Genomic DNA, 25,786 nt, shown 5'->3' with positions numbered 1-25,786 from the left:
CCGCCACTGCGGGCCTTTTTTGTTGCGCTTGCATGAGGCTTCCATATGCCATTTCTAGCACCTATTGGCGCTTTCATTGGAGGCGTTGTGTCCAGTGTGGCCGCATGGGCGGCTGCAAGCCCGATCCTCGCCGGTATCGCCCAGACTGCATTTGGCATTGCTCTAAAGTATGCCATCAATGCGCTGTTCCCTCCGAAAACACAAAGCCGCGCTTCCGAACTGGAAACTCAGTATGGCGCGAATATCCCGCGCTCGGTCATTCTCGGTACGTGTGCCACCGAAGGCCACCATATCTATCGCAATAGCTACGGCAGCGGCGGTCGTCTCATTCAGGACGTGTTCGTTCTGTCGAGCTTCCGTATTACGTCTGTGCCTCGTGTCCGCTACAACGGTGAGTGGCGTTCGCTTGTGCAGCAGGATGCAGACGGATACTGGCTAGTTCCAAACGAAGGCACGAGCGGAGACGATCACGACAACGTTCGCGTCAAGTTCTACTACGGCACGATGGATCAGCAGGCAGAGCCGACGCTGATCAACAATGCCCGTCCGGCTGGCCGATGGACAGCAAACCATCGCGGCGCAGGCGTTGCCTATGCCATCGTGTTTTCCGAACTGCGCAAGAATGGCGACGGCCTGACTTCACCGGCAAAGCTGCTGTTCGAAGTCGTTGGAGCGCCGCTGTACGACTGGCGCAAGGATAGCACTGTCGGCGGTTCGGGCACGCATCGCTGGGAAGACCAGAGCACGTGGGAATATTCCGACAATCCATCCGTCCAGATTTACAATCTGGAACGTGGTTTCTTCAATGGCACCCAGCGAATGGTCGGGAAGGCCGTTCGTGCAAGCCGCCTGCCATTGGCGGAATATACGCAAGCCGCGAACATCTGCGATGAAACCATGCCGGACGGTTCGAAGCGCTATCGTGCGCATGCGATTGCCAAGGACGGCCCCGGCGCAAACCATGATGCGAATCTGACGCCGATCCTTGAAGCCATGTGCGGATCGTGGGTGGAACGTGTTGACGGCGAGTTTCCGATTGCAGGTGCTCCGCAAGCCATCATTGCCACGATCACGGACGACGATATCAAACGCGGTGCGCCGCTTCGATTCAGCGCGAAACGCAAGCGTACAGAACTCATCAACACTGTCGCGGCTTCCTATGTCTCGCCGGAAGATTTCTACGAGACCAAGGATGCGGCAACCCGTATCGATGCTGGCGCTCTGGCTGAAGATCGGGAAACTCTGGCCAGTGCCATTCCTTACGCTGCCGTCACCGATGTACGGCAGGTGGACAGGCTGGCTGACATCGCCATCCGTGGCGCTCGCTATCAGGCGTCGGCGGAAATCGTCGTTCATCCGAAATTCCTCGACACGATCAAGGAAGGTCGGTGGGTTCGCTGGAACAGTGCCAAGTATGGCGACCGCACGTTTCAGGTGCTGACGCGCCAGCTTGGCGGGATCAACACCGACGGCGCCCGCGATATCTCGATTGCGTTGCAAGAGATCAGCAATGGCGTGTTCGATCCGACAGCATACGAAACCAATCCACCGGTCATCATCGTTGTCCCGCCGCCGCAATATCTGGCCGAAGTTCAAAACTTCAAGGTCATTCCGTTTGTTGTGGTCTCGGATGGACAGGGCGAACTCCCGGCTGCCCGCCTGCTATGGGATAACATCGATGATATTTCTGTCATTGGCGTGACCATTGAATATTGGCCAGCAAATGATCCAAGCCAGGTGTTCACACGGTTCGTCACTTGGGATGTCACAAACGTTATTCTGGTCGAGGGATTGACTTCGCTTACTGACTGGTTTGTGCGGACCCGCTTGCGTGTGGACAATGGCCGGTCTGTGGCGTGGTCAACTGAAACACCCTTCACCACGCTTAACGCTCGCAGTGATGATAGTCCGGTCGACTATGAACGGCTGGACAGTGATATGAAGGGCCTTGTCAACTGGATGACAGACGACAGGCGCGAGCTTATCCGGCAGGCTCAGGAAAACGCTACCGGCACAGCCGACAGCGCACTGAAGGGCTATTCGAACGTTCTTCGCCTCAGCCAGCAACTGACAAGCACATTCGGCTCTGCAAAGGCTCAGTGGAAACAGGATATCTTTGTCGCCACCGGGCCTAACAGTGCCATCGGACAGCAACTGACCGAGATCAACGCGCAACTGTTCACAAGCGACGGTGCAAGCGTCATCGACCTCATGCAGGCCCGCGTTGATGGTGTCGAGGGCGATGTCACGGCCATTTCGAATGCCCTGACAGAAGTCAACGCTTCTGTTGACGGTACGGTGGCTAACGCAGCTTGGCGCATGACAGCGCAGGCTGGCAGCGGCGGCAGTTCCGTGAAGATATCTGCCTTCGCCCGCTTGGGTATCGGAGATACCTGGAAGCAGGCTGGATGGTTCGTGAACGTCACTCCGACGGGAAGCCAGTTCATTGTCGTATCCAACCAGTTCGCCATTGCTGATCCGAACAATAACGGAAGCTATACCTATCCGTTTGTTGTCCAAAATGGGCAGGTCTACATACAGAATGCCCGTCTGGGCACTTTGAATTTCGACATTCTGCAGTCGAACAACGGAAAGTTGATCTTGCGCGGTTACGACAACTTCGCCGATATCAGGATTTTTGTCTGATGGTTTATGTAGCGTACGGCAAAAAGCCGGGTGGCGATCCGTTCTTCAAGGTCATGAAATACGACACCGACGATCATCTGGCCGTGGCGAACACGGCCTTTGATCGCTTTTACTTCAACTCCGAAAACCAGATGGTATCGTATATTTATGAACCGCAGGCCGTCTATAACGTGAATAAGACTACGTTCCCCGGTGGAACGATTAATAACGATGCGCCTAGCGGAACGATATCCTTAATCGAAGGACCCTCGGTGGGTGCCGCCAAGCGAGCCGTTCATAGTTGGAATAGTGGCGTTACAGCAAACCGTGTTATCCAATATGTCCAGTTCCTTGAACGATATGATAATCAGGGGATTATCCCAATATTTGAAGCACGCCTGCGAATGCCTAACGGTAGATTGCAGGGGCCGTGTTATTACAATAACAAGATCGACTATGTTGGCGCGCAACATAATGGTGTCATCTATTTGAATAATTCTGTTTATACGAATGGGATTTATTCGTCTCCCGGTTCTATTCGGTCTGACTTCAACTATTACGGTAAGTGGTATGGCAATGTATTTGATGTGAACAATATATCCGCTCGAAGTCTGAGCAGTATTAGAACTCCAATCAGCGGAAACGAGAACTACGAGATTTATACCGCCCTGTGGACCCTTCCGGCTCACAATGCACCCATTCCCAACCCGCAAGCAACGCCGGTCGCTGGGCAAAATCCTATCTTAATCAGCCCTTCACAGGTCGTGATCTGTCGGCGCGGTTTTGATGCCGCAACATCGAGCGGTTTCCAGCGCATCATAGACAGTGATCGCAATCCGCCCTTGTGCATTCTGGCTGGCCAAACTGGATTAATCGCTGCTGGTGGCACTGCCTTCATTGCCGCCCCGGCTGGCGTCACGATGACTACAAGCATGATTGTGGATATGATCGTCCGAATTGAAGATCGTGACTTCATGGTTCCGATGTTCGACAGGGTTTATCGCGATGCGACGAACAATCATTTCATCGAATACACAATCGCCGGAAATGGGATCACGATCTACAACAGCGGTCAATACGCTGTAACGATCAAGTACGTCGTCTTTGGAAACGATATGTCGGCCCCAACGACTGGAGGTTCGCTGACACAGCGTCGTTTGGACAATGGAAACATTCAACTGAAAAGGCCCGGATCGAGCGACACCAACCCGTCATTGCGTGACATCCTGCTCGATACCCGGTTCCCGATGCTTCAGGTGATCGCCGAAGGCTATATCCCGGTATCGAACTTCAGCACGGGCAACAGGGTCGACATCATGTATGGGACGCATGCTGCTGTCGTGAATTTCTCTGCCCCGAATATGTTCGTGTTCCCGAAGATCGTCGGAGTGTTTCCCCATGCCTTTCGACAGGGATATGGCAATTGGCAACGGCGACCGGGCGGCACTGAAACGGGGCCATCTAACCAATCTGTGGTGACTGTTGTTCGCGACAATCAGCTTGTCATCCATCTGTCGCCGGGCCGACCGACTGAGTTCGCAGAAGGTGCGTGGCAATATAGCCAACCTGACCCGGTAGGCGCTCGTTATTACGTACTCGCGGCAACTTCGATCTAGGCCGCTTCTCAGGAGGAAAAAACTATGGCTGTTTTGTCCGACTATACGTCGGGAACGATTTCGCTTGCCAATGGCTCAGCGACAGTCACCGGCACCGGGACGCTGTTCGAGGTAACGCGATTTCGGGAAGGCGACACGCTCCAAATCCAGAACCTCACGGCTGTCATTGCCAGTGTCGACAGCGACACACAGTTGACGCTCACTGAGCCATGGACCGGCACAAGCATTGTTGATGGGCCATACCGCGCTCGACAGCTTGCCGATGGCACCCGCGTAGGTACGCAAGCCGCGACCCTCATTGAGCTTCTGGGTGACGGCACCTTGGCCGGTCTGGCAGCGCTTGGCGTAGAGGAAGGGAAGGCTCCTGTCGGTGGCCCTGCCGGTCAATACGTGCTTCAGCCTATTGCTGTAGACGATAAAGGCACCTTGGCCAGTCTGGCCGAATTGGTGCTTGCTGCAAACAAGGCGATCACGACTGATGGCAGCGGCAACGCCCAGCAGTCCGATCTTGGAACCCTTGGCCGCGCACTGCTGGCCCTCGCGGCTGGCAACAATACGCAATATGTGCAGGGTGACGGCACCTTGCAGGCTAAGTCTGGCTTGCCTGTCAGTGCTGCAACGCAAACCGCGCTTGATGAAAAAGTTACGGCAAATAACCCTCAGATATCACAAGCATTACGTGTTCGCGCTGGGTTGTACCCAAATCAGTCAGGAATGATTGACTTCTCGTGGCAAGGTGGCTTAGCGGTATGGGGATGGTATTTAGAAAACAACTTTGCCCTATCGTTGAGTACCTTCGATGGAGGTACAGGCGCTTACACTGGTACGCCTGTTAGCTTTCTCGCAAACGGGAACGTTGCGTTCAGTGGCACGATTTCGAAGGGTGGCGGCACTTTTTATATCGATCACCCGCTTGATCCGTTCAACAAGAACCTTCGCCATGGCTTCGTGGAAGCACCTCGATACGACCTCATCTATCGCGGGACGGTCCAGCTAGTCGATGGTCGCGCCACGGTCGATATCGACGCTGCCAGCAATATGACCTCCGGTACATTCGCCGCTCTCACCACCAACGCGGTTGTTACCAGTCTGCAAAATCAGGACGGTTTTGCGCGGTTGAAGCCGGGGCCGATCAACGGCGGTTCGTTCGAAATCATCTGCGAGGATGAGAACTGCACCGATCTGGTGTCGTGGGTTGTGATCGCAGAACGCAATGACCCGTTTGTAAAATCTGACCTTGACCCGAATACAGACAGCAATGGCCGGTTCGTGCCTGAGTTCGAAAAGGAGGATGCATAATGTCAGCTACGGAAACTGTCATTGATACCGCTCGCGTCGGGAAGAAGGGCTATCCGATGCATTATGCGGCTTACGGCTTGGACGCGCCGACAAAAGTTGTTCCGGTTGAGAATGGAGAACCACAAGTCAACCATCCCGGCATGACGTTGCAGGAATATGCAGCCGCCAAACGTTGGGAAAAGGAAGTCGGCGGGATTGAGATCAATGGCCTGACTGTCGCTACAGATGATCGATCAAAGACCATGATTTCCGGGGCGCGGGTGGCTGCGATGGCCAATCCAGAATTCACGACGGCGTGGAAAGGGGCTGGCGGCGAATTCGTTCCGCTCGATGCCAATGCTGTTATTGCGATCAGCGATGCGGTGCTTGCACATGTGTCGTATTGTTTCGCAACCGAAGCACAAGTGCTGGCCGCGATCGAAGGTGGAAGTATCACAACGGAAGCCCAGATTGACGCGGCATTCGCTGACTAAACCTACTCCGCTGTTCCTATACGCCTCTTTTCATCCTTGAAGCGTGTTTCCCATGGGTCATAAGGCAGAAACGAACCATCTTCGTGATTTTGATCGTTTCTGGCGTCCTTCGCAGTTTTCACTTCACGGGTCATCGTCGTCTCAATCAGTTGCAATTTCGCGCTTGTATGATGCTCGGTCATTCATTGCAACCGAAAGGCGTAAATAAAACGCTACGCTGCCGCCCTAGAGGCGGCTTTTTCTTTGCCGAAAGGAAATCACCTTGGATATGCACCTTGGCGATACCCGCCTCTTGATTGAGGAGGGTCGAAAGCATGGACTATTGCGTAATCAGATGGCGTATGTGCTGGCTACCGCCTATCACGAGACGGCGCATACGATGAAGCCGGTCAATGAGATGGGCGGACAAAAGTATCTCCGATCGAAGAAATACTGGCCGTACATCGGACGCGGATACGTTCAGATCACGTGGAAAAATAACTATGAAAAGGCTGGCAGAATTCTGGGTATTGACTTCGTTTCGAAGCCAGAACTTCTCCTGAAGCCAGAGTATGCCGCACCGATCATCATTGCCGGAATGTCCGAGGGATGGTTCACCGGCAAGAAGCTCTCCGACTACATCACCTTGCAGAAGTCCGACTTCAAGAATGCCCGCCGGATCGTCAACGGCACGGACAGGGCGGAACTGATCGCCGGGTATGCCAAGCAATATGACAAAGCCTTGCTTGCCGAAGGTTATGGCGTCGATCAGGTGGTGACGGCACCCGCTACCGAAGTAGTTCCAGCACCTGTTGAGGAAAAGCCCATCTCGAAATCGTCTCGCTTCTGGACTTGGTTTGGATCGGGTGGCGGTGCGGCAGTAATGCCGTTTGTGGATTGGAAAGTGCAGTTGGTCATTGTGGCAGCAATCATCCTCATTGCCGGATACGCAATCTTCACCATGCCGCAGGCGAGGGCCAAGCTTGAAAAGCTGGTCGATGCGCTATGACCGCGCTCTGGGATATGGTCACGACATGGGCAAAAACCGCGCTCGCTGCCGTTCTGGCGGCGTTTCTGCTTCTGGTGGGTGGATACGTCGCCGGAACCATCAAAGAGCGTCAGCGGGCGGCTGTGGCAGCGGCAGAAGCGACGGCAAAAGCCATACAGAAAAGGACAAACATCGATGAAAAGATTATCGGTATGGATGCTGTTGCTCTCTGCCTTGAGCTTGGCGGCTTGCCAGAGCAATGCAACGAATTGCGCCGGGTGGAAGCCAATCGGCCTTAAACCGTTGACGGCTGTCTATCTCGCAGGAAACGATATCCAAGCTGGGCAGGGGATCGCTTCTCATAATGCATTTGGGAAATCGCGAGGCTGCTGGTGATGTCAGAAGACTTGAAATGGCTCATGGGAACGGCGGTCACTCTGATTGTCTTTTTCAGCGGTGCACTGATAGCGGCCTTTCGGTCACTTTCCAGTTCTCAAAAAGCCGGAGACGATCAACTTCATGACCGTGTGAACCGTGTCAGGGATGAATATGTGCGCCGGGTAGATCTTGACGACCATGTGAAGCAATTGCGGGAGGGCATGAAAGAAATGCGAGACGAAACCAGAGAAGGGTTGAAAGAGACAAATAAGCGGCTGGATCAGGTGCTAGCCGTATTGGCGCAGGATAAGAAAGTCTAACTGCGATTCTAATGGTCTGATAATATTTATTTCGCAACGGCTTTGGCAATTCGGGCGTTATCTTCTTCTGCGCCGTCTAGCCGTGCCGATCTACGACGGATGCCGTATTTCATCTTCGACCCTATTGGTTGAATGTTCTCCAACCTTCCGAAGAAGGAAGGCTTGATTGGAGGGCAATATGAAATTCGCGATTATCGCTATGGCCATTCTTCTAGCAGGCGCCTCGACCGCTTCCGCAATGGCTAGTTGGAAGCCAAATACGCACTGCCGCACCGGTTTGAATTGCAAGACCGGCAGGTAATTCCAACGGGCGCTCCGTCATGGCTTATTTCTTTTTGCCAGCCAGAGCGTCCTCGCCTTCCTGTTTATGAGCACGGCAGAACCAAAGCTGGCCATATGTCGTCGTGTAACCGGTCATCTTAATTCATCACTATGCTTTCATATTGCGCTGTGCTAGCCAGAAGAAACCAGACGCCACAAAAAGCGCCTTCTATTTTTTACAATCGCCTTTGAGGCACACTGATTCAATTAGACTTTTTCCGGTTGCATTTTACAGGGCAAAACCAGTTAGGGAATTGTTTTAATTGGATATGCGGTGAGACTTTTAATCAGTAGGTCCAGGGTTCGAATCCCTGCGCGCTCACCAAAACCCATCACAACGTGCCCTCTCTTTCCGCGTTTCATTGCGGCCTCATCTTTGACGCGGGGCAACCTTATTTCGTCGCCACACTAGGAACTCAATGAATCTAGTGTGGTTTACGGATTTGAAGTTCCTGGACGATGATGCCATGCAAATGACAGGAACTTCAAATCCACCACACTACCGCGTGTGTCGCCTTCCTGCCCATGGGCACAGCCTAGCTGTCAACTGGCTGGCCGTGGTGGCAACCCGGCGCGGGCGCGCATCTTTTCAAGCAGGCTGGCGGCAATCGGCTCATAGTTTTCATCGAAGTGATGACCGCCTGCCAGTTTCATGACTTCCATGCCTTTCAGTTCGGCAGCAGTGCAGGCGGTATCTTCTTCTTCTTCGCCGTAAACACAAACCACCCGGTTAAGCGGAATGGTCGAAATGGCCGGAACAACATCCTTGTCGCCATCCATTCCAAGCCAGCCCTCAATGGATACCTGAAACGTCGTCGTCGTTTCGACACCGAGAAGCCCGATCATCTTCGTCCGGTCCTGTATGGCGGGGTCGAGATATTTCCAAGCAAAGGGGAATGTATCGGCACCGAACGAGTAACCCAATACTGCAACCGGCAATTTGTTCGTCGGGTCAGCCTTCTTGATCATGGCCGTCGTGTCATTGGCTATTTCTTCCGGCGTTCGCTCCGACCAGAAATAGCGCAGCGAATCGACGCCAATGACGTGAACGCCATGAGCCTGCAGCCATTCACCGATCGATTTGTCGAGATCGCGCCAGCCACCATCGCCCGAATAGAAAACCGCAACCATTTCGGCTTTCCCGCCCTTTGCGGGAAGGTCTACGATAGGCAGAGCTTCATTCTTGGCATCCTGATCCGCCATGGCAACGACATTGTCGACGGCCATTTTCAGACGCGCCGGAAACTCGGGCGCGGATTGGAGCACGGCGAAATTTTCCTGACGGGCCGTAACCGGATTGTTTGTTGGCGATCCGGCGGGGCTGATCACAAGGGCAGGGGCCGGAATGGCGGCATTGAAGCCATAGATGAAGCCACCGTCGGGAGCCTTGGTTGCATCGGCCTTCTCCGTGCACGAAGGCAGACGGGTCTTGGCCGGAACAGGATCAAGCGACACGGCACCAGCAATGGTCGCATCCGGTGAATCCGAGGCAGCCGCGTAAGCGATAGTGCCTCCCTGTCCGATACCTGTAAGGACAGGATGAAAATAGACGCCTAGATCAAGCCCGCGCAAGGCTTCCTTGGCGATGGCTTCGAAATCGGAGTCCAGATAATTGCACTCGCCGTCCTCCTTATCGAGCGCGGCGCGCCATGGGCCAAGCTCGACGGGCAGAACAATCATGTTCTGGGCGAGCATGGCATCCATGAACTTTTTCTCGCGATCACCGATGCCGCTGTCGTCGCTCAGCAGAATCGCAAGGCCGATGGGGTCATTCTTCGGCATATAGACCGGAATATTGGACAGTCTTTCAGCGCTTGCATGGATAACCGGTTCGTCGGAATCTGTGATTTTCGTCCAGAGCCTTGCAATTTTACCGGTGTGCATCGCGCCGTAAACACCCGCCGCAGCCACCAGCACCAGCCCTAACACAGTAAAGAGAACGCGTTTTTTCGTCATTTGCGGATGAACTCCAATGGGCTGCCATTGATAAGGGTTGTGGCATCAAGAAGGGCGCGAGGGGTTTCGAGGCCACCCGGGCAAACCATGTAATGCGGGGTCCAGACTGGATCGAATTTTTCCTTGAAGGCTTTCAGTCCGTCAAAGTGATAGAGGTCGGCTCCGCGCTTGTAGATGAAGGAACCGAAACGGTTCCAACGGGATGCCAGCCTGCTGCCGCTCAGGCCGGAAAGCGGTGCGGCGCCAAGATTGAACCACTTGTAGCCTTCTTCCTTGCTGGCCATCAGCAGCTTTGCAAACAGCGCGTCCATCAGGAGTTTATGCACATTCGGCATATAGCGCATCAGGTCGACGGTGATTTCGTATTTATCCGCGCCGCGCCACATATTGGCGAAGGCCACAATTTCTCCGTCACTTTTCAGGACAGCGACATCGAAACGTTTCATATATTCGTCGTCGAAGTAACCCAGCGAAAAGCCCTTTTCGCTGCCCGACTTGAAATCGAGCCAGGCGTCCGAAATCTCGCGTAAACGAGAAATGAGCGGAGGAACATCGGCTGCCGGTATGATTTCAAACGTCAGGCCGTCCTTGTCGATCTTGCGGTCGGCGTAGCGGAATGGCTGGCGACGTGGGCCATCAAGAGAGAAAGTGGTGAGGTCGACGCGAGCGACTTCACCAAGCTTCAGGGCGACCAGCCCCATATCCAGAAACAGCGGCAGGCTTTGCGGGCCGACGCCGTAGAATACGGTCCGCAAGGCAAGCTTGTCAGCCAGCGCATGAAATGACCATGCAAGCTCCTTGCCCGTCTGTTCGTTGCCAATGGGCTCCCCAAGTGCAATCAGGCTCCCACCGGATTGCGCATACATGATGAAGGCGCTGTTGTCCGGGGCGAGAAGGAACTGCTTGTCGCCGAGCAGCGCCAGAGCGGCATCCGTGTGCGGCCATTGAGCAACCAGATCGGGCACGGCATCGGGTATGGAATAATCCACCTTCCGCTTGCGGTGTCCAGCTCGGTTGATAAGCGAATAGAGGCCTGCTGCGGCGACCACGGCAAAGACAAGCACAGTCGCCCGCAAGAAGCGGGGCGCGTTGCCGTTCCAAGCGAAATCCCACCAGAGATCGTTGGAATATTCCACATGCCGGTAGACGAAAAAGCCAAGCCACGTGGAAACGAGGACGGTTGTACCGACGGTCGCAATCCAGTTCCAGCTCAAGTCGAACGGCCCGGAAATGGGTCGTCGATAGAATGAATCCCGGAACCCCCAGAGCGTGAAGGCGAAAATGCAGAGAATGGTTGCTTCTTCCCAGTCGAGACCCTTCACCAGGGAAAAGGCAGCGCCACTGAGGAGAAGGATTAAGGCGGCCACCCAGGCTCGCGCAAGCCGCTTCGACAGGCCACGCGCTACAATGAGCAGCGCGACGCCGACGAGGCTGGCAGCAAGATGCGACATCTCCATGAGAGATTCAGGAACGATGTCGGAGAGGACCTCCACGCGGTAGCGAAGGTCCGGCGTCGCACCGGAAATGAGAAGAATGATGCCGCCAAGAAAGATGATACTGGCAGAAAGACTCGGGATAAGCGGTTCCACCAGACGTTTGGCGAAGCGCGCCTGTTTGCCGAGCATATGGCGGCGTCGCATGATCTCCCATATGAGAATGCCTGCCGCCGCCACAACAAGCGGCATTACCGTATAGACAAGCCGATATGCGAGAAGGCCTGCAACAGCATCCGGTTTTCCGCCCAGGCCAAGGCCCGCAATGATCGTCGCCTCAAAAGCTCCGAGACCACCTGGGGCATGACTGGCGATACCCAGCACAATGGCGATCACATAAACCAGTGCGAAGACTGCAAAGCTTGGCACTGCATCGGCAGGCATCAGAACATAAAGAGTAGCGGCTGCAGCGCCCACATCCACCAGTCCGGCAAATATCTGGGTCAGCGCGCCTTTGGAATTCGGCAGGCGCAAGCTGAACGAGCCTATCGTGAAGCTGCGCTGTTCATGCGACAACCAGTAGATCAGCCAGCCGATACCGCCCAGAATGGCGATGCCAGCGACAATATCTATGCGGGAATCGATGGCGGAGAGCCATGGAACATCCTGCGGATCGATGAGAAGTGCCGCACCGACCATGATAATCAGCGCGAACCAGATGGCGAACCACGATGTTCCAACGATCTTGCCGATATCGGCTAGACTGACGCCTTCCGCAGCATAGATGCGATAACGCAGAGCACCTCCGGTCAGGAGGGAAAAGCCGAGCGCGTTGGAGATGGCGTAACCGGCTGCACCGGCCACGGCGGCAATGCGGCGCGGTATCTGGTTGGGCGCAATCGTATCCACTGCCACAACGTCATAGAGAGCGACGGCTGCATAGCTCACCGCCGTGAAGAACACAGCCAGGCCAAGCGTCATCCATGAAATGTTGTGAAAGGCTGCAAGCGTTTCCGTGCGAGACGTGTGCTGAAGTAGATTCTCCAGCACATAGATCGCCAGCAACGCAATCGCGATGCCCGCTACCGGAAACAGGAAATGTTGGTAGCGTTTGAACCAGCCCGAATGTCTTGTCGACGTCGCAGATGGTGTTGAAGGCACTTCATCATCAATAAGGCTCATAGGAACGTCGTCCGGTTGGAGCAATATATTATAAATCGCGCAATGATCTCGATTTAGGGCGAACTTGTGTTCGAGCGAGATGCCGCATTGAAAATATTCTAAGTAGAGCAGAAGTTGGTCTATATAAGCCTGCGGTTGGGCCAGACCGCAAGTGATTTGATAGATTGAAAGAGGTATTGGTGCTCGATATTTCATATATGACCGCAGCCGGAGCCGGTGCGTTGTCGTTTCTGTCTCCCTGCGTCCTTCCGCTGGTGCCGCCCTATCTGTGTTATATGGCGGGTGTGAGCGTTGAAGATTTTCGTGCAGAGAAGGCGACAACCGTCGCGGCAGCACCTTCTGCGCGCCGTTCCTTGGCATTTGCGGCAATTTGCTTCGTTCTCGGTTTCACGACGGTTTTCGTGGCGCTGGGTGCCGGAGCGTCTTCCATTGGCGCCTTCCTGCGCGCATGGCAGCAGGAGATCGCAATCGTCGCTGGTGTCGTCATCATTTTGATGGGACTGAATTTCCTTGGTATTCTGCGTCTGTCGTTCCTCTCCCGCGAAGCGCGGTTTCAGGCACGCAATGCCCCTGCATCGCCGCTTGGGGCCTATGTCATGGGGCTGGCATTCGCCTTTGGCTGGACGCCCTGCATCGGGCCTGTTCTTGGACCAATTCTGACGCTGGCAGGCGGCAGCAGCACAGTTGGCGAGGGCGCGTTATTGTTGGCGACCTATTCGCTTGGTCTTGGCATTCCGTTTTTGATTGCTGCCCTTTTTTCCGGCGCATTCATGCGGTTTCTTTCGCGGTTCCGGGTGCATCTCGGCAAGGTGGAAAAAGCGATGGGCGCGCTTCTGGTTGCGGCAGGCGTCTTGTTCCTGACTGGTGGCATGCAATCCTTCTCGTTCTGGCTGCTTGAGAATTTCCCGGCGCTTGGGCGGTTGGGGTAAAGGTTCACCGGTAGTTTGTAAGTTTTCATAGACGCTTTGATGTTAAGAGCGAAGATCATCTCAATTTTCTGGACGATATCATGACAGACCGTACCTGCCTTTCCATCGTACTTGCCGCTGGCGAAGGCACGCGCATGAAATCCAGCTTGCCCAAGGTGCTGCATCAGGTGGCAGGCTTGCCGCTGGTTTCTCACGTGGTCAAGGCAGTTCAGGGCACCGGCAAAAGTGACGTTGCGCTGGTCGTAGGGCGTGGTGCCGAGGATGTGCGGGCGGCAGTGGAAAAGAATGCAGGCCCGGTGTCGGCTTTCGAGCAGAAGGAACGCCTGGGCACGGCGCATGCGGTTCTCGCCGCGCGCGAAGCAATCGAACGCGGCTATGACGATCTGCTCATTGTTTTCGGCGACACGCCGCTGATCGAGGCGCAATCTCTGCAAAAGGCCCGTGCGCGACTGTCCGATGGTGCCGATGTCGTTGTTATCGGTTTTCGCCCGGATAATCCGCACGGCTATGGTCGTCTGATCGAGGAAGGCGACCAACTTGTCGCCATCGTCGAGGAAAAAGAAGCAACCGAAGCGCAAAAACTGATTGGTTTCTGCAATGGCGGGCTGATGGCAGTTCGCGGTCAACACGCTCTGGCGCTTCTGGATGCGGTGGGCAATGACAATGCCAAGGGTGAATATTACCTCACCGATATCGTCGCCATCGCCCATGGCAAGGGTATGAACGTGACGGCTATCGAAGTGCCGGTCGATAATGTCATCGGCATCAATAATCGTGTTGAACTGGCCGAAGCAGAAACCATCTGGCAGCAGCGCAAGCGCCGCGAGATGATGCTTGCAGGCGTGACGCTTATCGCTCCGGAAACGGTATTCTTTTCGCACGACACGCTGATCGAGGCGGATGTTATCGTTGAACCGAACGTCTTCTTCGGCCCTCATGTGCGTGTGTCGACAGGCGCTTTGATCCATTCGTTCTCGCATATGGAAGGAGCCGATGTTGGTCCGAAGGCGGAGATTGGACCGTTTGCGCGCTTGCGTCCCGGCGCAAATCTCGGTGAGAAAACTAAGGTCGGCAATTTCTGCGAGGTGAAGAATGCCATGGTTCACAAAGGCGCGAAGATCAATCACCTGACCTATATCGGCGACGCGACAGTCGGCGCATCAAGCAACATCGGTGCAGGCACGATCACCTGCAATTACGACGGTTATAACAAGTACAAAACGGTGATTGGCGAGAACGCATTCATCGGGTCGAACAGCTCGCTGGTTGCTCCGGTAGAAATTGGCGACAATGCCTATATCGCGTCGGGCAGCACGATTACTGACAATGTTCCCGCCGATGCGCTGGCTTTCGGTCGCGCACGCCAGGAAACGAAAGAGGGGCGGGCGAAGATCCTGCGAGAGAAGTACGCCGCCATCAAAGCGGCTAAAACCTCCACCAAATGAATCATCCAATTGTTTAAGCGAACGGCAATCCCCTGGGTTGCCGTTCTGCGTTAGAATCTTTAAACCGCGAAGCAACACGCCTGAACGTCGGATTTGGAGCAGCCTATGTGTGGAATTATCGGCATAATTGGAAATAACGAAGTCGCTCCGCTTCTTGTGGATGCACTGAAGCGGCTTGAATATCGCGGCTACGATTCTGCCGGTATCGCTACACTGCAGAACGGTAAGCTCGATCGCCGCCGTGCCGAAGGCAAGCTGGTCAATCTGGAAAAGCGCCTGGCGGGAGAGCCGCTTCCCGGCGTTATTGGTATCGGCCATACGCGCTGGGCTACGCACGGGAAACCAGTGGAGCGCAACGCACATCCGCACATTACCGATCGCCTCGCGGTCGTTCACAACGGCATCATCGAGAATTTCGCCGAACTTCGCACCATGCTTGAGGCGGAAGGCTACAAGTTCCAGACAGAAACCGATACCGAAGCTGTTGCCCATCTGGTGACCCGTGAACTGGCAAAGGGCAAGTCCCCGGTTGAAGCCGTGCGCGACAGCCTGCCGATGCTGCATGGTGCCTTTGCACTCGCCTTCCTGTTCGAAGGGGACGAAGAACTTTTGATCGGTGCACGTCAGGGACCGCCGCTCGCCGTCGGTTATGGGGAAGGAGAAATGTTCCTCGGTTCCGACGCCATCGCACTTTCGCCCTTCACGGATACCATTGCCTATCTCGAAGATGGCGATTGGGCCGTTCTGACGCGCAAGGGCGTGACGGTTTACGACGAAAACAACAGCGAAGTTGAGCGCCCGATTCAAAAGACGCAGACGGCAAACATGCTCGTCTCCAAGGGTAATCATCGTCACTTCATGCAGAAGGAGATGTTTGAGCAGCCGGAAGTAATTTCCCATACGCTTGCCAACTATCTCGACTTCACGACGGGTAAGGTGCGCCAGGAAGCGATTGGTATTGATTTTAGCAAAATTGACCGCCTGACGATTTCTGCCTGCGGCACGGCCTACTATGCGGCGTCCGTCGGCAAATACTGGTTCGAGCAGATTGCGCGACTGCCGGTCGACAGCGATATCGCTTCCGAATTCCGCTATCGCGAAATGCCGCTCTCGAAGGATTCGCTGGCGATGTTCGTGTCGCAGTCAGGCGAAACGGCTGATACGCTTGCTTCGCTACGTTACTGCAAGTCGCAAGGATTGAAGATCGCCGCTGTCGTGAATGTCACCGGCTCGACCATTGCGCGTGAATCCGATGCTGTTTTCCCGACGCTTGCAGGCCCTGAAATCGGCGTTGCTTCCACTAAAGCCTTTACCTGCCAGCTGTCGGCCATGGCCTCACTGGTAATTGCAGCTGCGAAATCGCGTGGCGCAATCGATGACAAGCGGGAACAGGAACTGGTACGTCAGCTTTCCGAAGCGCCACGTTTCATCAATCAGGTTCTGAAGCTTGAAGACCAGATCGCTGCGGTCTGCCATGAACTGGCCAAGGTCAATCATGTGCTTTATCTCGGTCGCGGCACTTCCTTCCCGCTGGCGATGGAAGGTGCGCTGAAGCTGAAGGAAATTTCCTATATTCACGCCGAAGGCTATGCTGCCGGTGAATTGAAGCACGGCCCGATTGCGCTGATTGATGAAACTATGCCAGTAATCGTCATTGCGCCGTCCGATCGTCTCTATGAGAAGACCGTTTCCAACATGCAGGAAGTCGCAGCGCGTGGCGGTCGTATCATTCTTATCACCGATAAGAAGGGTGCCGAGGCTGCAAGCATCGACACGATGGCGACCATTGTTCTGCCGGATGTGCCGGAATTCATCACGCCGCTCGTTTACGCATTGCCGATCCAGATGCTGGCCTATCACACTGCAATCCTCATGGGGACGGATGTGGATCAGCCGCGCAATCTGGCAAAGTCGGTAACTGTCGAGTAAATTCAGCTTATTATAGAAAAATCTTTATAAGTTAATAGAAGTGGCGGCGTATTGCCGCCATTTTGCTATCCAGCTCTTAAGAGCCTTATCGCTTCGTCGCGCCCGAAAAGATAAAGCAGGACCCGCAACGCCTGTCCGCGCTCGGATTCCAGATCTGGGTCGCTTGTCAAAATATAGCGCGCATCCTTGCGAGCGATTTCCAGAAGGTCGCCATGTGCCTCGATGGAGGCCAAACGGAAGCCTGGGGTGCCGGATTGCCGTGTGCCGAGCAATTCGCCTTCACCGCGCAGTTTCAAATCTTCTTCGGCGATGCGAAAACCGTCTTCCGTCTCGCGCATAACCTTCAGCCGGGATTGTGCGATTTCTCCCAGCGGGCCTTTGTAAAGCAGCAGGCAGGTCGATGGTTTGTCGCCGCGACCCACGCGACCGCGTAGCTGGTGCAATTGCGACAGGCCGAACCGTTCAGCATGCTCGATGACGATGATCGTGGCGTCGGGCACATCCACGCCGACTTCGATCACGGTAGTCGCGACGAGAACTCGTGTTTCGCCTTGTTTGAATGCCCGCATGGCCTTGTCTTTTTCAGCCCCGTTCATGCGGCCATGGATAAGGCCGATGCGCTCGCCGAAGACGGGCTTGAGGCTTTCGAAACGTTCTTCCGCCGAAGTCAGTTCAACGACTTCGGATTCCTCCACGAGCGGACAAATCCAGTAGATTTTTTGACCTTCTGCTACGGCCTTCCGGATGCGCTCGACAAGTTCGCCCATGCGTTCCATTGGCACAATGGCAGTCGTAATGGGCTGGCGTCCGGCAGGTTTCTCGGTCAGTTTCGACACGTCCATATCGCCGAAGGCTGTAAGCACGAGGGTCCGCGGTATTGGCGTGGCGGTCATAACCAGCATATCAGGTGCAGAACCCTTTGCGGTTAGCATCAGACGCTGATGCACGCCGAAGCGATGTTGTTCATCGATGATGACGAGAACGAGGTCGTGATATTCGACCTTTTCCTGAAAAAGAGCGTGCGTGCCGATGACGATATCGATCTCGCCGCTTTTCAATCCTTCGAGAACTGCGTTCCGGTCACGGCCCTTTTCGCGACCGGTCAGCAGCGCTGCTTTCAGTCCGGCCTTCTCCGCGAGTGGAGCGATGGTTGCAAAATGCTGGCGGGCGAGAACTTCCGTTGGGGCCATGAGTGCTGATTGGCCGCCGGATTCAGCGGCATGCGCCATGGACAGCAATCCAACGACCGTCTTGCCAGAGCCGACATCGCCCTGCAAAAGCCGCAACATGCGCTCAGGCGATTTGAGGTCTGTGATGATTTCGCGAACCGCCTGATCCTGCCCCTTGGTCAAGCGATAAGGCAGGTGCCGCATGATCTCGGCAACGATGCGTCCGGTGCCCTCCAAGGGGCGACCGGAAAGCCTGCGTGTCTTGGCACGCACGAGGGCGAGCGCCAGTTGCCCGGCCAGAAATTCGTCATAAGCAAGCCTGCGTCGCGAAATGCTTTCAAGCGCGATGTCCGACGGATTTTCGGGCAGGTGAAGCGTGTTGAGCGATTGCTGAAAACTGGTGAAGCGCTCGCGCGCCAGCAAGGGTGGATCGATCCATTCCGGCAGCGGAGGCACACGACTCAAAGCTTCCTTGACGGCGCGTGCCAGTGTCTTGGGTGACAGGCCCGCAGTCAGCGGATAGACAGGTTCGACCATCGGCAGATTGGCTGCATCTTCCAGGCTTGCAATATAGTCCGGGTGAACCATGGAGGCCCGACCGTTGAACCATTCTACCTTGCCTGACACGATGACTGTTTCGCCTTCGGGCAGCATTTTGTGCAGCCATGGCAATTGCGCATGGAAGAAGGTCAACGCGATTTCGCCGGTGTCGTCATGGGCGAAGACGCGATGCGGAACATTGCCACGTCCGGGTGGTGCAGGCTGATGCTGGTCGACAATGACTTCCAGCGTGACGATTGCACCTTCCTGCGCAAGCGCGATGCCGGGCCGATTGCGCCGGTCGATCACACTGTGCGGTGCCAGAAACAGCAGTTGCCAGACCTTGGGTTCTGCGCCCGGTATATCTGTGCCAAGCAGTTTTCCAAGCAGGGCGGCAACCTTCGGGCCAATGCCGGAAAGCGAACGAACGGAAGCAAAAAATGGATCGAGCATGGATGGGCGCATGGGCTTGAGCATTAACTGCTTCGCCTCACGGTGCAAGGGCAGTGCATAATCTTTCTGTGCTCTTTTTGTTCTTGTTGGATAAACGGGTTCCCGTTTGCCGCGCAGATGCTATATACCAGCAGCAATTTGAATGATTGGAGCTTACCGAGGATGACTGGCAGCACATTGGCGACGGAAAATCTTGATGTACGGCGCCGCAAGCTTCTGTTTCGCGCGTGGCATCGCGGTATGCGCGAGATGGATCTGATCCTCGGGCAATATGCGGATGAATATATTGTCGGCTTCACCGACCCGCAGCTCGATGAGTTCGAGCATATTCTTGAAGTGCTTGACCGCGATCTTCTCAAATGGGTGACGGGTGAAAGCCCTATCCCGGCAGATTACGACACGCCTCTGTTTCGCGATATTGTCGCCTTCCGCGACCGCATAGAATTCTGAGTTCAAGGTTCCCATGCCCGTTTTCAGCAAACTAGGTCTCAAGTCCTCCAGCGCGCTCGGGGCAAATCGTCATATCGTGATCGACGGTGTCGCCGACGGTTACGAGGCGTTCTGCCTTGTTCGTCTCGCGGAAGAGATTGGTGAACGCGGGCCAATCATGTATATCGTGCGTGACGGTCAGCGCATTGCCGATCTGGAGCAGGTCTTAAGTTTTGTGGCGCCGGACATGCCGGTTCTGCATCTGCCTGCATGGGACTGTTTGCCTTACGACCGCGTGTCGCCGGGCGCAGATGCAGCCGCACGCCGGCTCGCTGCTCTTAGTGCGCTGTCCGAGCTTAAAAAGACACCGCATCCCGCGATTGTTCTCACCACAGCCAATGCCGTTCTGCAAAAGCTGCCGCCGCAAAATGCGATTGCCGAACAGGTGATTTCGGCGCGTCCCGGCAACCAGCTGGATATGAACGATCTGGCATCCCGGCTGGAACGCAATGGTTTCGAGCGCGTTTCTACCGTCCGTGATATTGGTGAATTTGCCGTTCGTGGCGGCATTCTCGATCTTTATGCGCCGGGTGCTGAAGAGCCATTGCGGCTTGATTTCTTTGGCGACACACTGGAATCAATCCGCGCTTTCGATCCGGCTTCGCAGCGCACCACGGGTACCCGCAAGGAGTTCGTGCTCCAGCCGATGAGCGAAATCACGCTTTCGCCTGACATGATCAGCCGTTTCCGCAAGAATTACGTCGCGATGTTCGGTGCGCCGCAGCGCGACGACGCGCTCTATCAGGCAATCAGTGAAGGTCGCCGTTTTGCGGGCATGGAACACTGGCTGCCACTGTTCTATGACAAGCTCGATACTGTGTTCGACCATGTGGGCGATATGCCGGTGGTGTTTGATCATCTGGTGCATGAAGCGCTGACCGAGCGCCACACCATGGTTGTCGATCATTACGAGGCGCGGCTGAGACAGGCCGAAGGCAAGGAGCCGGGCAGCGATGCCGTGCCTTACAAGCCGGTCAAGCCGGAAACGCTTTATCTCACACCATCAGAGGTGGAGAAGCACGCCGAAGCCGGGGGCGTACGCATCGACCTGACGCCATTCGGTGCGCCGGAGGTTACGGGGCGGACGATTGTTCATGCGGCTGTGCATAAGGGCCGCAGCTTTGCCGAGGAGCGCGCCGCTACCGACGTGAACCTGTTTGAAGCAGTGGTGAAGCATATTGCCGAGCTGCGTGCCGCAGGCAAGAAAGTGCTGGTTGCTGCGTGGACGGAAGGTTCGCTCGACCGTCTTTTGCAAGTGCTGGACGAGCATGGGCTGGAAAAGATCGAGTCGGTTGACCGGCTTTCTACCGTCAAGGCGCTATCGCGCGACAAGGTCACGGCTGCTGTGCTGGCCGTCGAGAGCGGCTTCGATGCTGGCGATCTCGTCATTGTGGCCGAGCAGGATATTCTGGGTGACCGTCTTATCCGCCGTTCCAAGCGTCGCAAGCGCGATCAGGATTTCATCTCGGAAGTCGCCTCGCTAAACGCTGGCGATATTGTCGTCCATGTCGATCACGGTATCGGCCGCTTCATTGGCCTCAAGACCATTACTGCCGCTGGCGCTCCGCATGACTGTCTTGAAATCCATTATGCGGGTGATGACCGGCTGTTTCTGCCGGTCGAAAATATTGAGTTGCTCTCGCGTTATGGTTCGGAAGGCTCCGATGCGGTCCTCGACAAGCTTGGCGGTGGCGCATGGCAGATGCGCAAGGCCAAGCTCAAGAAACGCCTGCTTGAGATTGCCGGGCATCTGATCCAGATCGCCGCTGAACGGCAGATGCGCGGTGCGCCGGTGATGACGCCACCGGACGGACTTTATGCGGAATTCTCCGCTCGTTTTCCCTATGACGAAACCGACGACCAGCTAACAGCTATTGAGTCCGTGGCGGATGATCTGGCTGCTGGCAAGCCGATGGATCGCCTGATCTGTGGCGATGTCGGCTTTGGCAAAACGGAAGTAGCGCTGCGTGCTGCCTTCATTGCTGCGATGAGCGGTGTTCAGGTGGCGGTCGTCGTGCCGACGACACTTCTGTCACGCCAGCATTTCAAGACCTTCTCGAAGCGCTTCCATGGCCTGCCGATCAATCTGGCCCATGCCTCGCGTCTTGTCGGCGCGAAGGAGCTTGCGGCTGCCAAGAAGGGGCTGGAAGAAGGAACTGTCGATATTGTCGTTGGCACGCATGCGCTGCTCGGCAACTCGATCAAGTTCAAGAATCTCGGCCTGCTCATCATCGATGAAGAGCAGCATTTCGGCGTCAAGCACAAGGAGCGGCTGAAGGAACTGAAGTCGGACGTGCATGTGCTGACATTGTCCGCCACGCCGATTCCGCGCACTTTGCAGCTTGCGCTGACCGGTGTGCGAGAACTCTCGCTCATCACCACGCCTCCCGTCGATCGTATGGCGGTGCGCACCTTCGTTTCGCCGTTCGATCCGCTCGTCATTCGGGAAACGCTTTTGCGCGAACGCTATCGCGGCGGCCAGAGTTTCTATGTCTGCCCGCGCATTTCCGATCTTGGCGAGATCGAAGAATTCCTGAAAACGCATGTGCCTGAACTGAAAGTGGCCGTGGCCCATGGCCAGATGGCGCCGGGCGTGCTGGATGACATCATGAACGCCTTCTATGACGGCCAGTATGATGTGCTTCTGTCTACGACCATCGTGGAATCTGGCCTCGATATTCCGACGGCTAACACGATGATCGTGCACCGCGCCGATATGTTCGGCCTGGCTCAGTTGTACCAGCTTCGCGGTCGGGTCGGTCGTTCCAAGCAACGCGCCTTTGCGCTGTTCACCCTTCCAGCAGGTAAGATGCTGACGCAGATGGCAGAACGTCGCCTCAAGGTTCTGCAGTCGCTCGACACGCTGGGCGCAGGCTTCCAGCTTGCCAGCCACGATATGGATATTCGCGGGGCAGGCAATCTGCTCGGCGAAGAGCAATCGGGCCATATCAAGGAAGTTGGATTCGAGCTTTATCAGCAGATGCTGGAAGAGGCGGTGGCCACGCTCAAGGGCACTGTCGAAGTTGAGGACAGCCAGTGGTCGCCGCAGATCGCGATCGGCACCGCCGTGATGATCCCCGAAGCCTATGTGCCCGACCTGCAACTGCGTCTTGGCCTTTATCGCCGTCTGGCTGATCTGGAAGAGCCGCAAGATATCGATGCCTTCGGTGCCGAACTCATCGACCGGTTTGGTCCGATGCCCGACGAAGTGCAGCATTTGCTCAAGATTGTTTATATCAAGGCGCTTTGCCGCCGTGCGAATGTCGAGAAGCTCGATGCCGGTCCGAAGGGCGTGGTCATCCAGTTCCGCAATGCGACCTTCAACAATCCTGTCGGGCTGGTGAAAATGATCGGCGAACAGGGCTCCATGGCCAAGATCAGGCCGGATCAGAGCATCGTCTTCATCCGCGACTGGCCGACACCGGAAAAGCGGCTCAACGGTTCTGCCGTCATCATGACGCAACTGGCGAAGATCGCGGCGGGTTAACCCGCCGCTTCGTGTCTTTTAGCGATCTTCAGAAATCCCCGGCTCAAAGCCTTCTGCCGTCTGGCGGATGGCGTCAGCAAGGACATCTGCCGTCTGAGCGCCCATGACAGCGTATTTCTGATCGATGATAAAACAAGGCACGCCGCGCACGCCAATGCGGCTGGCAGTATCGATCTCTTCACGAATCGTTGCCCTGTCGGCCTCGCTTTGCAGGAGCCGGGCGACCACTTCGGCATCCATGCCGACACTTGCCGCCGCATCGACCAGCACTTCATGATCGCCGATATCTTGTCCCTGCTCGAAATAGAGCGAGAACAACATGCCGACCATCCGGTCCTGTGTATCAGGAGCAGCCTGTGCAGCCCAATGGATGACACGATGGGCGTCGAGAGTATTTGGCGCGCGGGCGATGGCGTCGAAATCGAAGACGATGCCGTTTTCCTCGCCAAGCTGCGTCAGTTGCTTGTGGATGTCATCGATCTTTCCGCCGGTGCCGAATTTCTCCCGCATATAGGTTTGGCGATCCTTGCCCTGCGGAGGCAGGGTCGGATCGAGCTGGAAGGGGCGCCAGCGTACTTCCGCCTCCACATCCGGCACCATGGCAAGAGCCGCTTCGAGGCGCTTGCGCCCCAGAAAGCACCAAGGGCAGACGACGTCGGACACGACATCGATAGTTATCTTTCTGGTGGCCATGGCAGTGTCTCCATACGGGAACCAGAGGCGTCGCCTCCGGTTGAATGCTCATCATATATTGGGTGCATGTAGGGCGAATTACATCAACGTTAAAGCCCGATCATGGCTTTGCACGCCACCAGGTCGGCAGTTGATAACCATAGAGCGAAGTCTTCTTCGGGTGATCGATGCGATCCCAGCGCGCCACCCACTGATAGGGCAGGTGGTAGAGCGGGATATAGTAATCCCCGGAGATAAGCACACGATCGAGCGCGCGGACCGCACTCACGAAATCGGCACGGCTTCTGGCTGCCAGCAGCGCTTCAATCATCGCATCTACTGCCGGGTCGGCAACACCTGGATAGTTGAAACTTCCCTGGACGTCACGCGAGGCCGCTCCCCAGCGCATCCATTGTTCATTGCCGGGCGAAAGCGATCCGGTCAGCGCTCCGAGAATCATGTCGTAGTCGAATGTCTGGAGACGTTGTTGATACTGGGCGTCGTCCACAGTGCGTATTTCGATTGTGATGCCCAGTCGCGCGAGATTACGCTTATAGGCCAGTGCGACTTTTTCCTCGTCGGGCGAGCGCGTCATGATTTCGAATTTGAGCGGCTTGCCAGAAGGATCGACGGCGAGACCGTGTTCAAATTGGAAGCCGGCCTCTGTCAGCAGATCATAGGCTTTCTTTGCAGGCATGCGGTCATGACCGCTGCCGTCCGTTACGGGCGGATGCCATGTACCATTCATGACATCGTCGCGAACGGCTTCGGGGAATGGTTTCAGCCACTGCTTCTCGCGCTCATCGGCAGGCTTGCCGACGGAAGAAAGCTCCGATCCTTCCCAAAAACTCTGCGTGCGGCGGTATTGATCGGCGAAAAGGTTGCGGTTGGCCCATTCGAAATCGAACAGCAGTCCCAGAGCCTGCCGGACGCGGCGGTCGGCGAAAATTGGGCGGCGTGTGTTGAACACGAAGCCAAACATGTTGGCAGGCGTGCCTTTTTCAAAGCTGTCCTTGATAACTCGGCCCTGTTTTACAGCCGGGAAGTCATAAAGCTTCTCCCAACGAGTAGGGTTTGCCTCGATGAAGACATCCAGCAGGCCCTTCTTGAAAGACTCGAACAGGGACGTCTCGTTTCGATAATATTCAATTGTCAACGTATCGAAGTTGTTGAGGCCGCGCTGCGATGGCAGATCCTGACCCCAATAGTCCGGGTTACGCTTGTAGATGATACGCTGGCCGGGCTGCAAGCCGGAAACGAGATAAGGGCCGCTGCCGACAGGTGGTTTCAGCGATGAATTGCCGAAGGTTTCGCGATCAATGGCGTGCTTTGGCAGCACAGGCATGATGGACGCGATCAGCATCGGAAATTCTCGGTCTGACTTGTCGTTGAAGGTGAAGCGAACGGAGCGCTCCCCTGTCTTTTCGATCTTATCGATTCGACTCATACGGTTATTGTAGGGAGGGCGTCCCTTTTCCGTCAGAATGTCGTAGGTAAAGAGAACGTCGTCCACTGTCACCGGCTGGCCGTCCGACCATTTCGCCTTCGGATTCAAGGTGAATTCGACCCATTCGCGATCGGGGTCGATGGAGACTTTTTCTGCCAACAGGGGGTAGAGCGTGAAAGGTTCGTCACGCGATCGCTGCATCAAGGGTTCGAAAACCAGATTGCCCAAATCACCGTCGAGAAAAAGGCCGCGCGCCGTCGTCCGCATGCTTTTCAGCACAAATGGGTTGAGACTGTCGAAAGTACCGACAACGCCCATTGTGATGGCACCGCCCTTTGGAGCGTCAGCGTTTGCGTAAGGAAAATGGGTGAAGTCAGCCGGCAGCGCCACATCTCCATGCATGGAGAGCGCATAGTCCGGCTGTGCTTCGGCTATCGCCTGCGCCGGCAGCACGCCGACGACAGCTCCGGTAAGGCTCGCAAGAACCACGTTGCGGAGAAAGGCAATCAATCCGTTCAACTTCAATCGTCCATTGTAAATAAGTTTGATGGTCGTCGCCGGAAGCGTCGATTCGGAACCGAAAACTAGCATGATCGTACATTAAGTGCGGAATTAGGGCGTGTCCGCCACGCGACAGTAGGGGCTAAAATAAAGAT

General features: G+C 55.7%; 18 protein-coding genes. 12 read left to right on the top strand and 6 right to left on the bottom strand.

Annotation, left to right across the window (positions count from 1 at the left end; translation table 11 throughout):
- Positions 1-45: 45 nt before the first annotated feature.
- From F9K94_RS15205 to F9K94_RS15190, 4 genes are read left to right on the top strand one after another with little or no spacing between them, the layout of a single operon-like run.
- Positions 46-2,646, top strand: coding sequence for a phage tail tip fiber protein (locus F9K94_RS15205; protein ID WP_151646611.1), 2,601 nt, complete (start codon positions 46-48; stop codon positions 2,644-2,646).
- On the top strand, positions 2,646-4,241 hold the full coding sequence (locus F9K94_RS15200) for a hypothetical protein (RefSeq protein WP_151646610.1): 1,596 nt from the start codon (positions 2,646-2,648) through the stop codon (positions 4,239-4,241). Before F9K94_RS15205 ends, F9K94_RS15200 begins: the two co-directional genes overlap by 1 nt.
- Before the next feature lie 24 nt (positions 4,242-4,265).
- Complete coding sequence (locus tag F9K94_RS24435; RefSeq protein ID WP_192799511.1) at positions 4,266-5,540, top strand: hypothetical protein; 1,275 nt, start codon at positions 4,266-4,268, stop codon at positions 5,538-5,540.
- On the top strand, positions 5,540-6,013 hold the full coding sequence (locus F9K94_RS15190; protein WP_151646609.1) for a DUF4376 domain-containing protein: 474 nt from the start codon (positions 5,540-5,542) through the stop codon (positions 6,011-6,013). Before F9K94_RS24435 ends, F9K94_RS15190 begins: the two co-directional genes overlap by 1 nt.
- A gap of 2 nt (positions 6,014-6,015) precedes the next feature.
- On the opposite strand, the gene F9K94_RS15185 is transcribed toward F9K94_RS15190, so the two are convergent.
- The gene (locus F9K94_RS15185) at positions 6,016-6,195 is read right to left on the bottom strand and encodes a hypothetical protein (RefSeq protein WP_151646608.1); all 180 of its coding nucleotides are present in this window, start codon (positions 6,193-6,195) and stop codon (positions 6,016-6,018) included.
- A gap of 86 nt (positions 6,196-6,281) precedes the next feature.
- Here F9K94_RS15185 and F9K94_RS15180 point away from each other — a divergent pair, with 86 nt between their 5' ends.
- The 3 genes from F9K94_RS15180 to F9K94_RS15170 all read left to right on the top strand — a co-directional run bounded on the left by F9K94_RS15180 (position 6,282) and on the right by F9K94_RS15170 (position 7,678).
- Positions 6,282-7,001 carry a glycoside hydrolase family 19 protein gene (locus F9K94_RS15180; protein ID WP_151647682.1) on the top strand — a complete coding sequence of 240 codons (720 nt, stop codon included), beginning with the start codon at positions 6,282-6,284 and terminating at the stop codon, positions 6,999-7,001.
- A complete protein-coding gene (locus tag F9K94_RS15175) occupies positions 6,998-7,279 on the top strand; it encodes a hypothetical protein (protein ID WP_151646607.1) in 282 nt (93 codons plus the stop codon). The genes F9K94_RS15180 and F9K94_RS15175 overlap by 4 nt, the downstream gene beginning before the upstream one ends.
- A gap of 96 nt (positions 7,280-7,375) precedes the next feature.
- Positions 7,376-7,678: a hypothetical protein gene (locus tag F9K94_RS15170; protein WP_061345380.1), complete on the top strand. Its 303-nt coding sequence runs from the start codon at positions 7,376-7,378 to the stop codon at positions 7,676-7,678.
- Between the two features lie 864 nt (positions 7,679-8,542).
- Here F9K94_RS15170 and F9K94_RS15165 read toward each other — a convergent pair.
- Both F9K94_RS15165 and mprF read right to left on the bottom strand, forming a co-directional pair.
- Positions 8,543-9,955, bottom strand: coding sequence for an AcvB/VirJ family lysyl-phosphatidylglycerol hydrolase (locus F9K94_RS15165; protein ID WP_192799510.1), 1,413 nt, complete (start codon positions 9,953-9,955; stop codon positions 8,543-8,545).
- Positions 9,952-12,570, bottom strand: coding sequence for a bifunctional lysylphosphatidylglycerol flippase/synthetase MprF (gene mprF, locus F9K94_RS15160; RefSeq protein ID WP_192799509.1), 2,619 nt, complete (start codon positions 12,568-12,570; stop codon positions 9,952-9,954). The genes F9K94_RS15165 and mprF overlap by 4 nt, the downstream gene beginning before the upstream one ends.
- Before the next feature lie 179 nt (positions 12,571-12,749).
- On the opposite strand from mprF, the gene F9K94_RS15155 reads away from it, so the two are divergent.
- From F9K94_RS15155 to glmS, 3 genes are all read left to right on the top strand, one after another.
- Complete coding sequence (locus F9K94_RS15155; protein ID WP_061345405.1) at positions 12,750-13,499, top strand: cytochrome c biogenesis CcdA family protein; 750 nt, start codon at positions 12,750-12,752, stop codon at positions 13,497-13,499.
- Positions 13,500-13,579: 80 nt separating this feature from the next.
- Complete coding sequence (gene glmU / locus F9K94_RS15150; RefSeq protein ID WP_151646605.1) at positions 13,580-14,944, top strand: bifunctional UDP-N-acetylglucosamine diphosphorylase/glucosamine-1-phosphate N-acetyltransferase GlmU; 1,365 nt, start codon at positions 13,580-13,582, stop codon at positions 14,942-14,944.
- A gap of 105 nt (positions 14,945-15,049) precedes the next feature.
- Positions 15,050-16,873, top strand: coding sequence for a glutamine--fructose-6-phosphate transaminase (isomerizing) (glmS, locus tag F9K94_RS15145; RefSeq protein WP_151646604.1), 1,824 nt, complete (start codon positions 15,050-15,052; stop codon positions 16,871-16,873).
- Positions 16,874-16,938: 65 nt separating this feature from the next.
- Here the strand turns inward: glmS and recG are convergent, their stop codons facing one another.
- Positions 16,939-19,059 (bottom strand): ATP-dependent DNA helicase RecG, encoded by a 2,121-nt coding sequence (gene recG / locus F9K94_RS15140; RefSeq protein ID WP_192799508.1) that lies wholly within the window; start codon positions 19,057-19,059, stop codon positions 16,939-16,941.
- A 138-nt stretch (positions 19,060-19,197) separates the two neighbouring features.
- Between recG and F9K94_RS15135 the strand changes: the two genes are divergently transcribed.
- Positions 19,198-19,485 carry an FAD assembly factor SdhE gene (locus tag F9K94_RS15135; protein WP_061345376.1) on the top strand — a complete coding sequence of 96 codons (288 nt, stop codon included), beginning with the start codon at positions 19,198-19,200 and terminating at the stop codon, positions 19,483-19,485.
- A 13-nt stretch (positions 19,486-19,498) separates the two neighbouring features.
- Positions 19,499-23,011: a transcription-repair coupling factor gene (mfd, locus tag F9K94_RS15130; RefSeq protein ID WP_151646603.1), complete on the top strand. Its 3,513-nt coding sequence runs from the start codon at positions 19,499-19,501 to the stop codon at positions 23,009-23,011.
- Positions 23,012-23,029: 18 nt separating this feature from the next.
- Here the strand turns inward: mfd and F9K94_RS15125 are convergent, their stop codons facing one another.
- Both F9K94_RS15125 and F9K94_RS15120 read right to left on the bottom strand, forming a co-directional pair.
- The gene (locus F9K94_RS15125; RefSeq protein WP_151646602.1) at positions 23,030-23,704 is read right to left on the bottom strand and encodes a DsbA family oxidoreductase; all 675 of its coding nucleotides are present in this window, start codon (positions 23,702-23,704) and stop codon (positions 23,030-23,032) included.
- A gap of 100 nt (positions 23,705-23,804) precedes the next feature.
- The gene (locus F9K94_RS15120; RefSeq protein WP_151647676.1) at positions 23,805-25,655 is read right to left on the bottom strand and encodes an extracellular solute-binding protein; all 1,851 of its coding nucleotides are present in this window, start codon (positions 25,653-25,655) and stop codon (positions 23,805-23,807) included.
- Positions 25,656-25,786 lie beyond the last annotated feature (131 nt).

It is taken from the genome of Brucella tritici (genome assembly GCF_008932285.1).
Lineage (GTDB): Bacteria > Pseudomonadota > Alphaproteobacteria > Rhizobiales > Rhizobiaceae > Brucella > Brucella tritici.
This window is presented reverse-complemented; position numbering and strand designations above follow the sequence as displayed.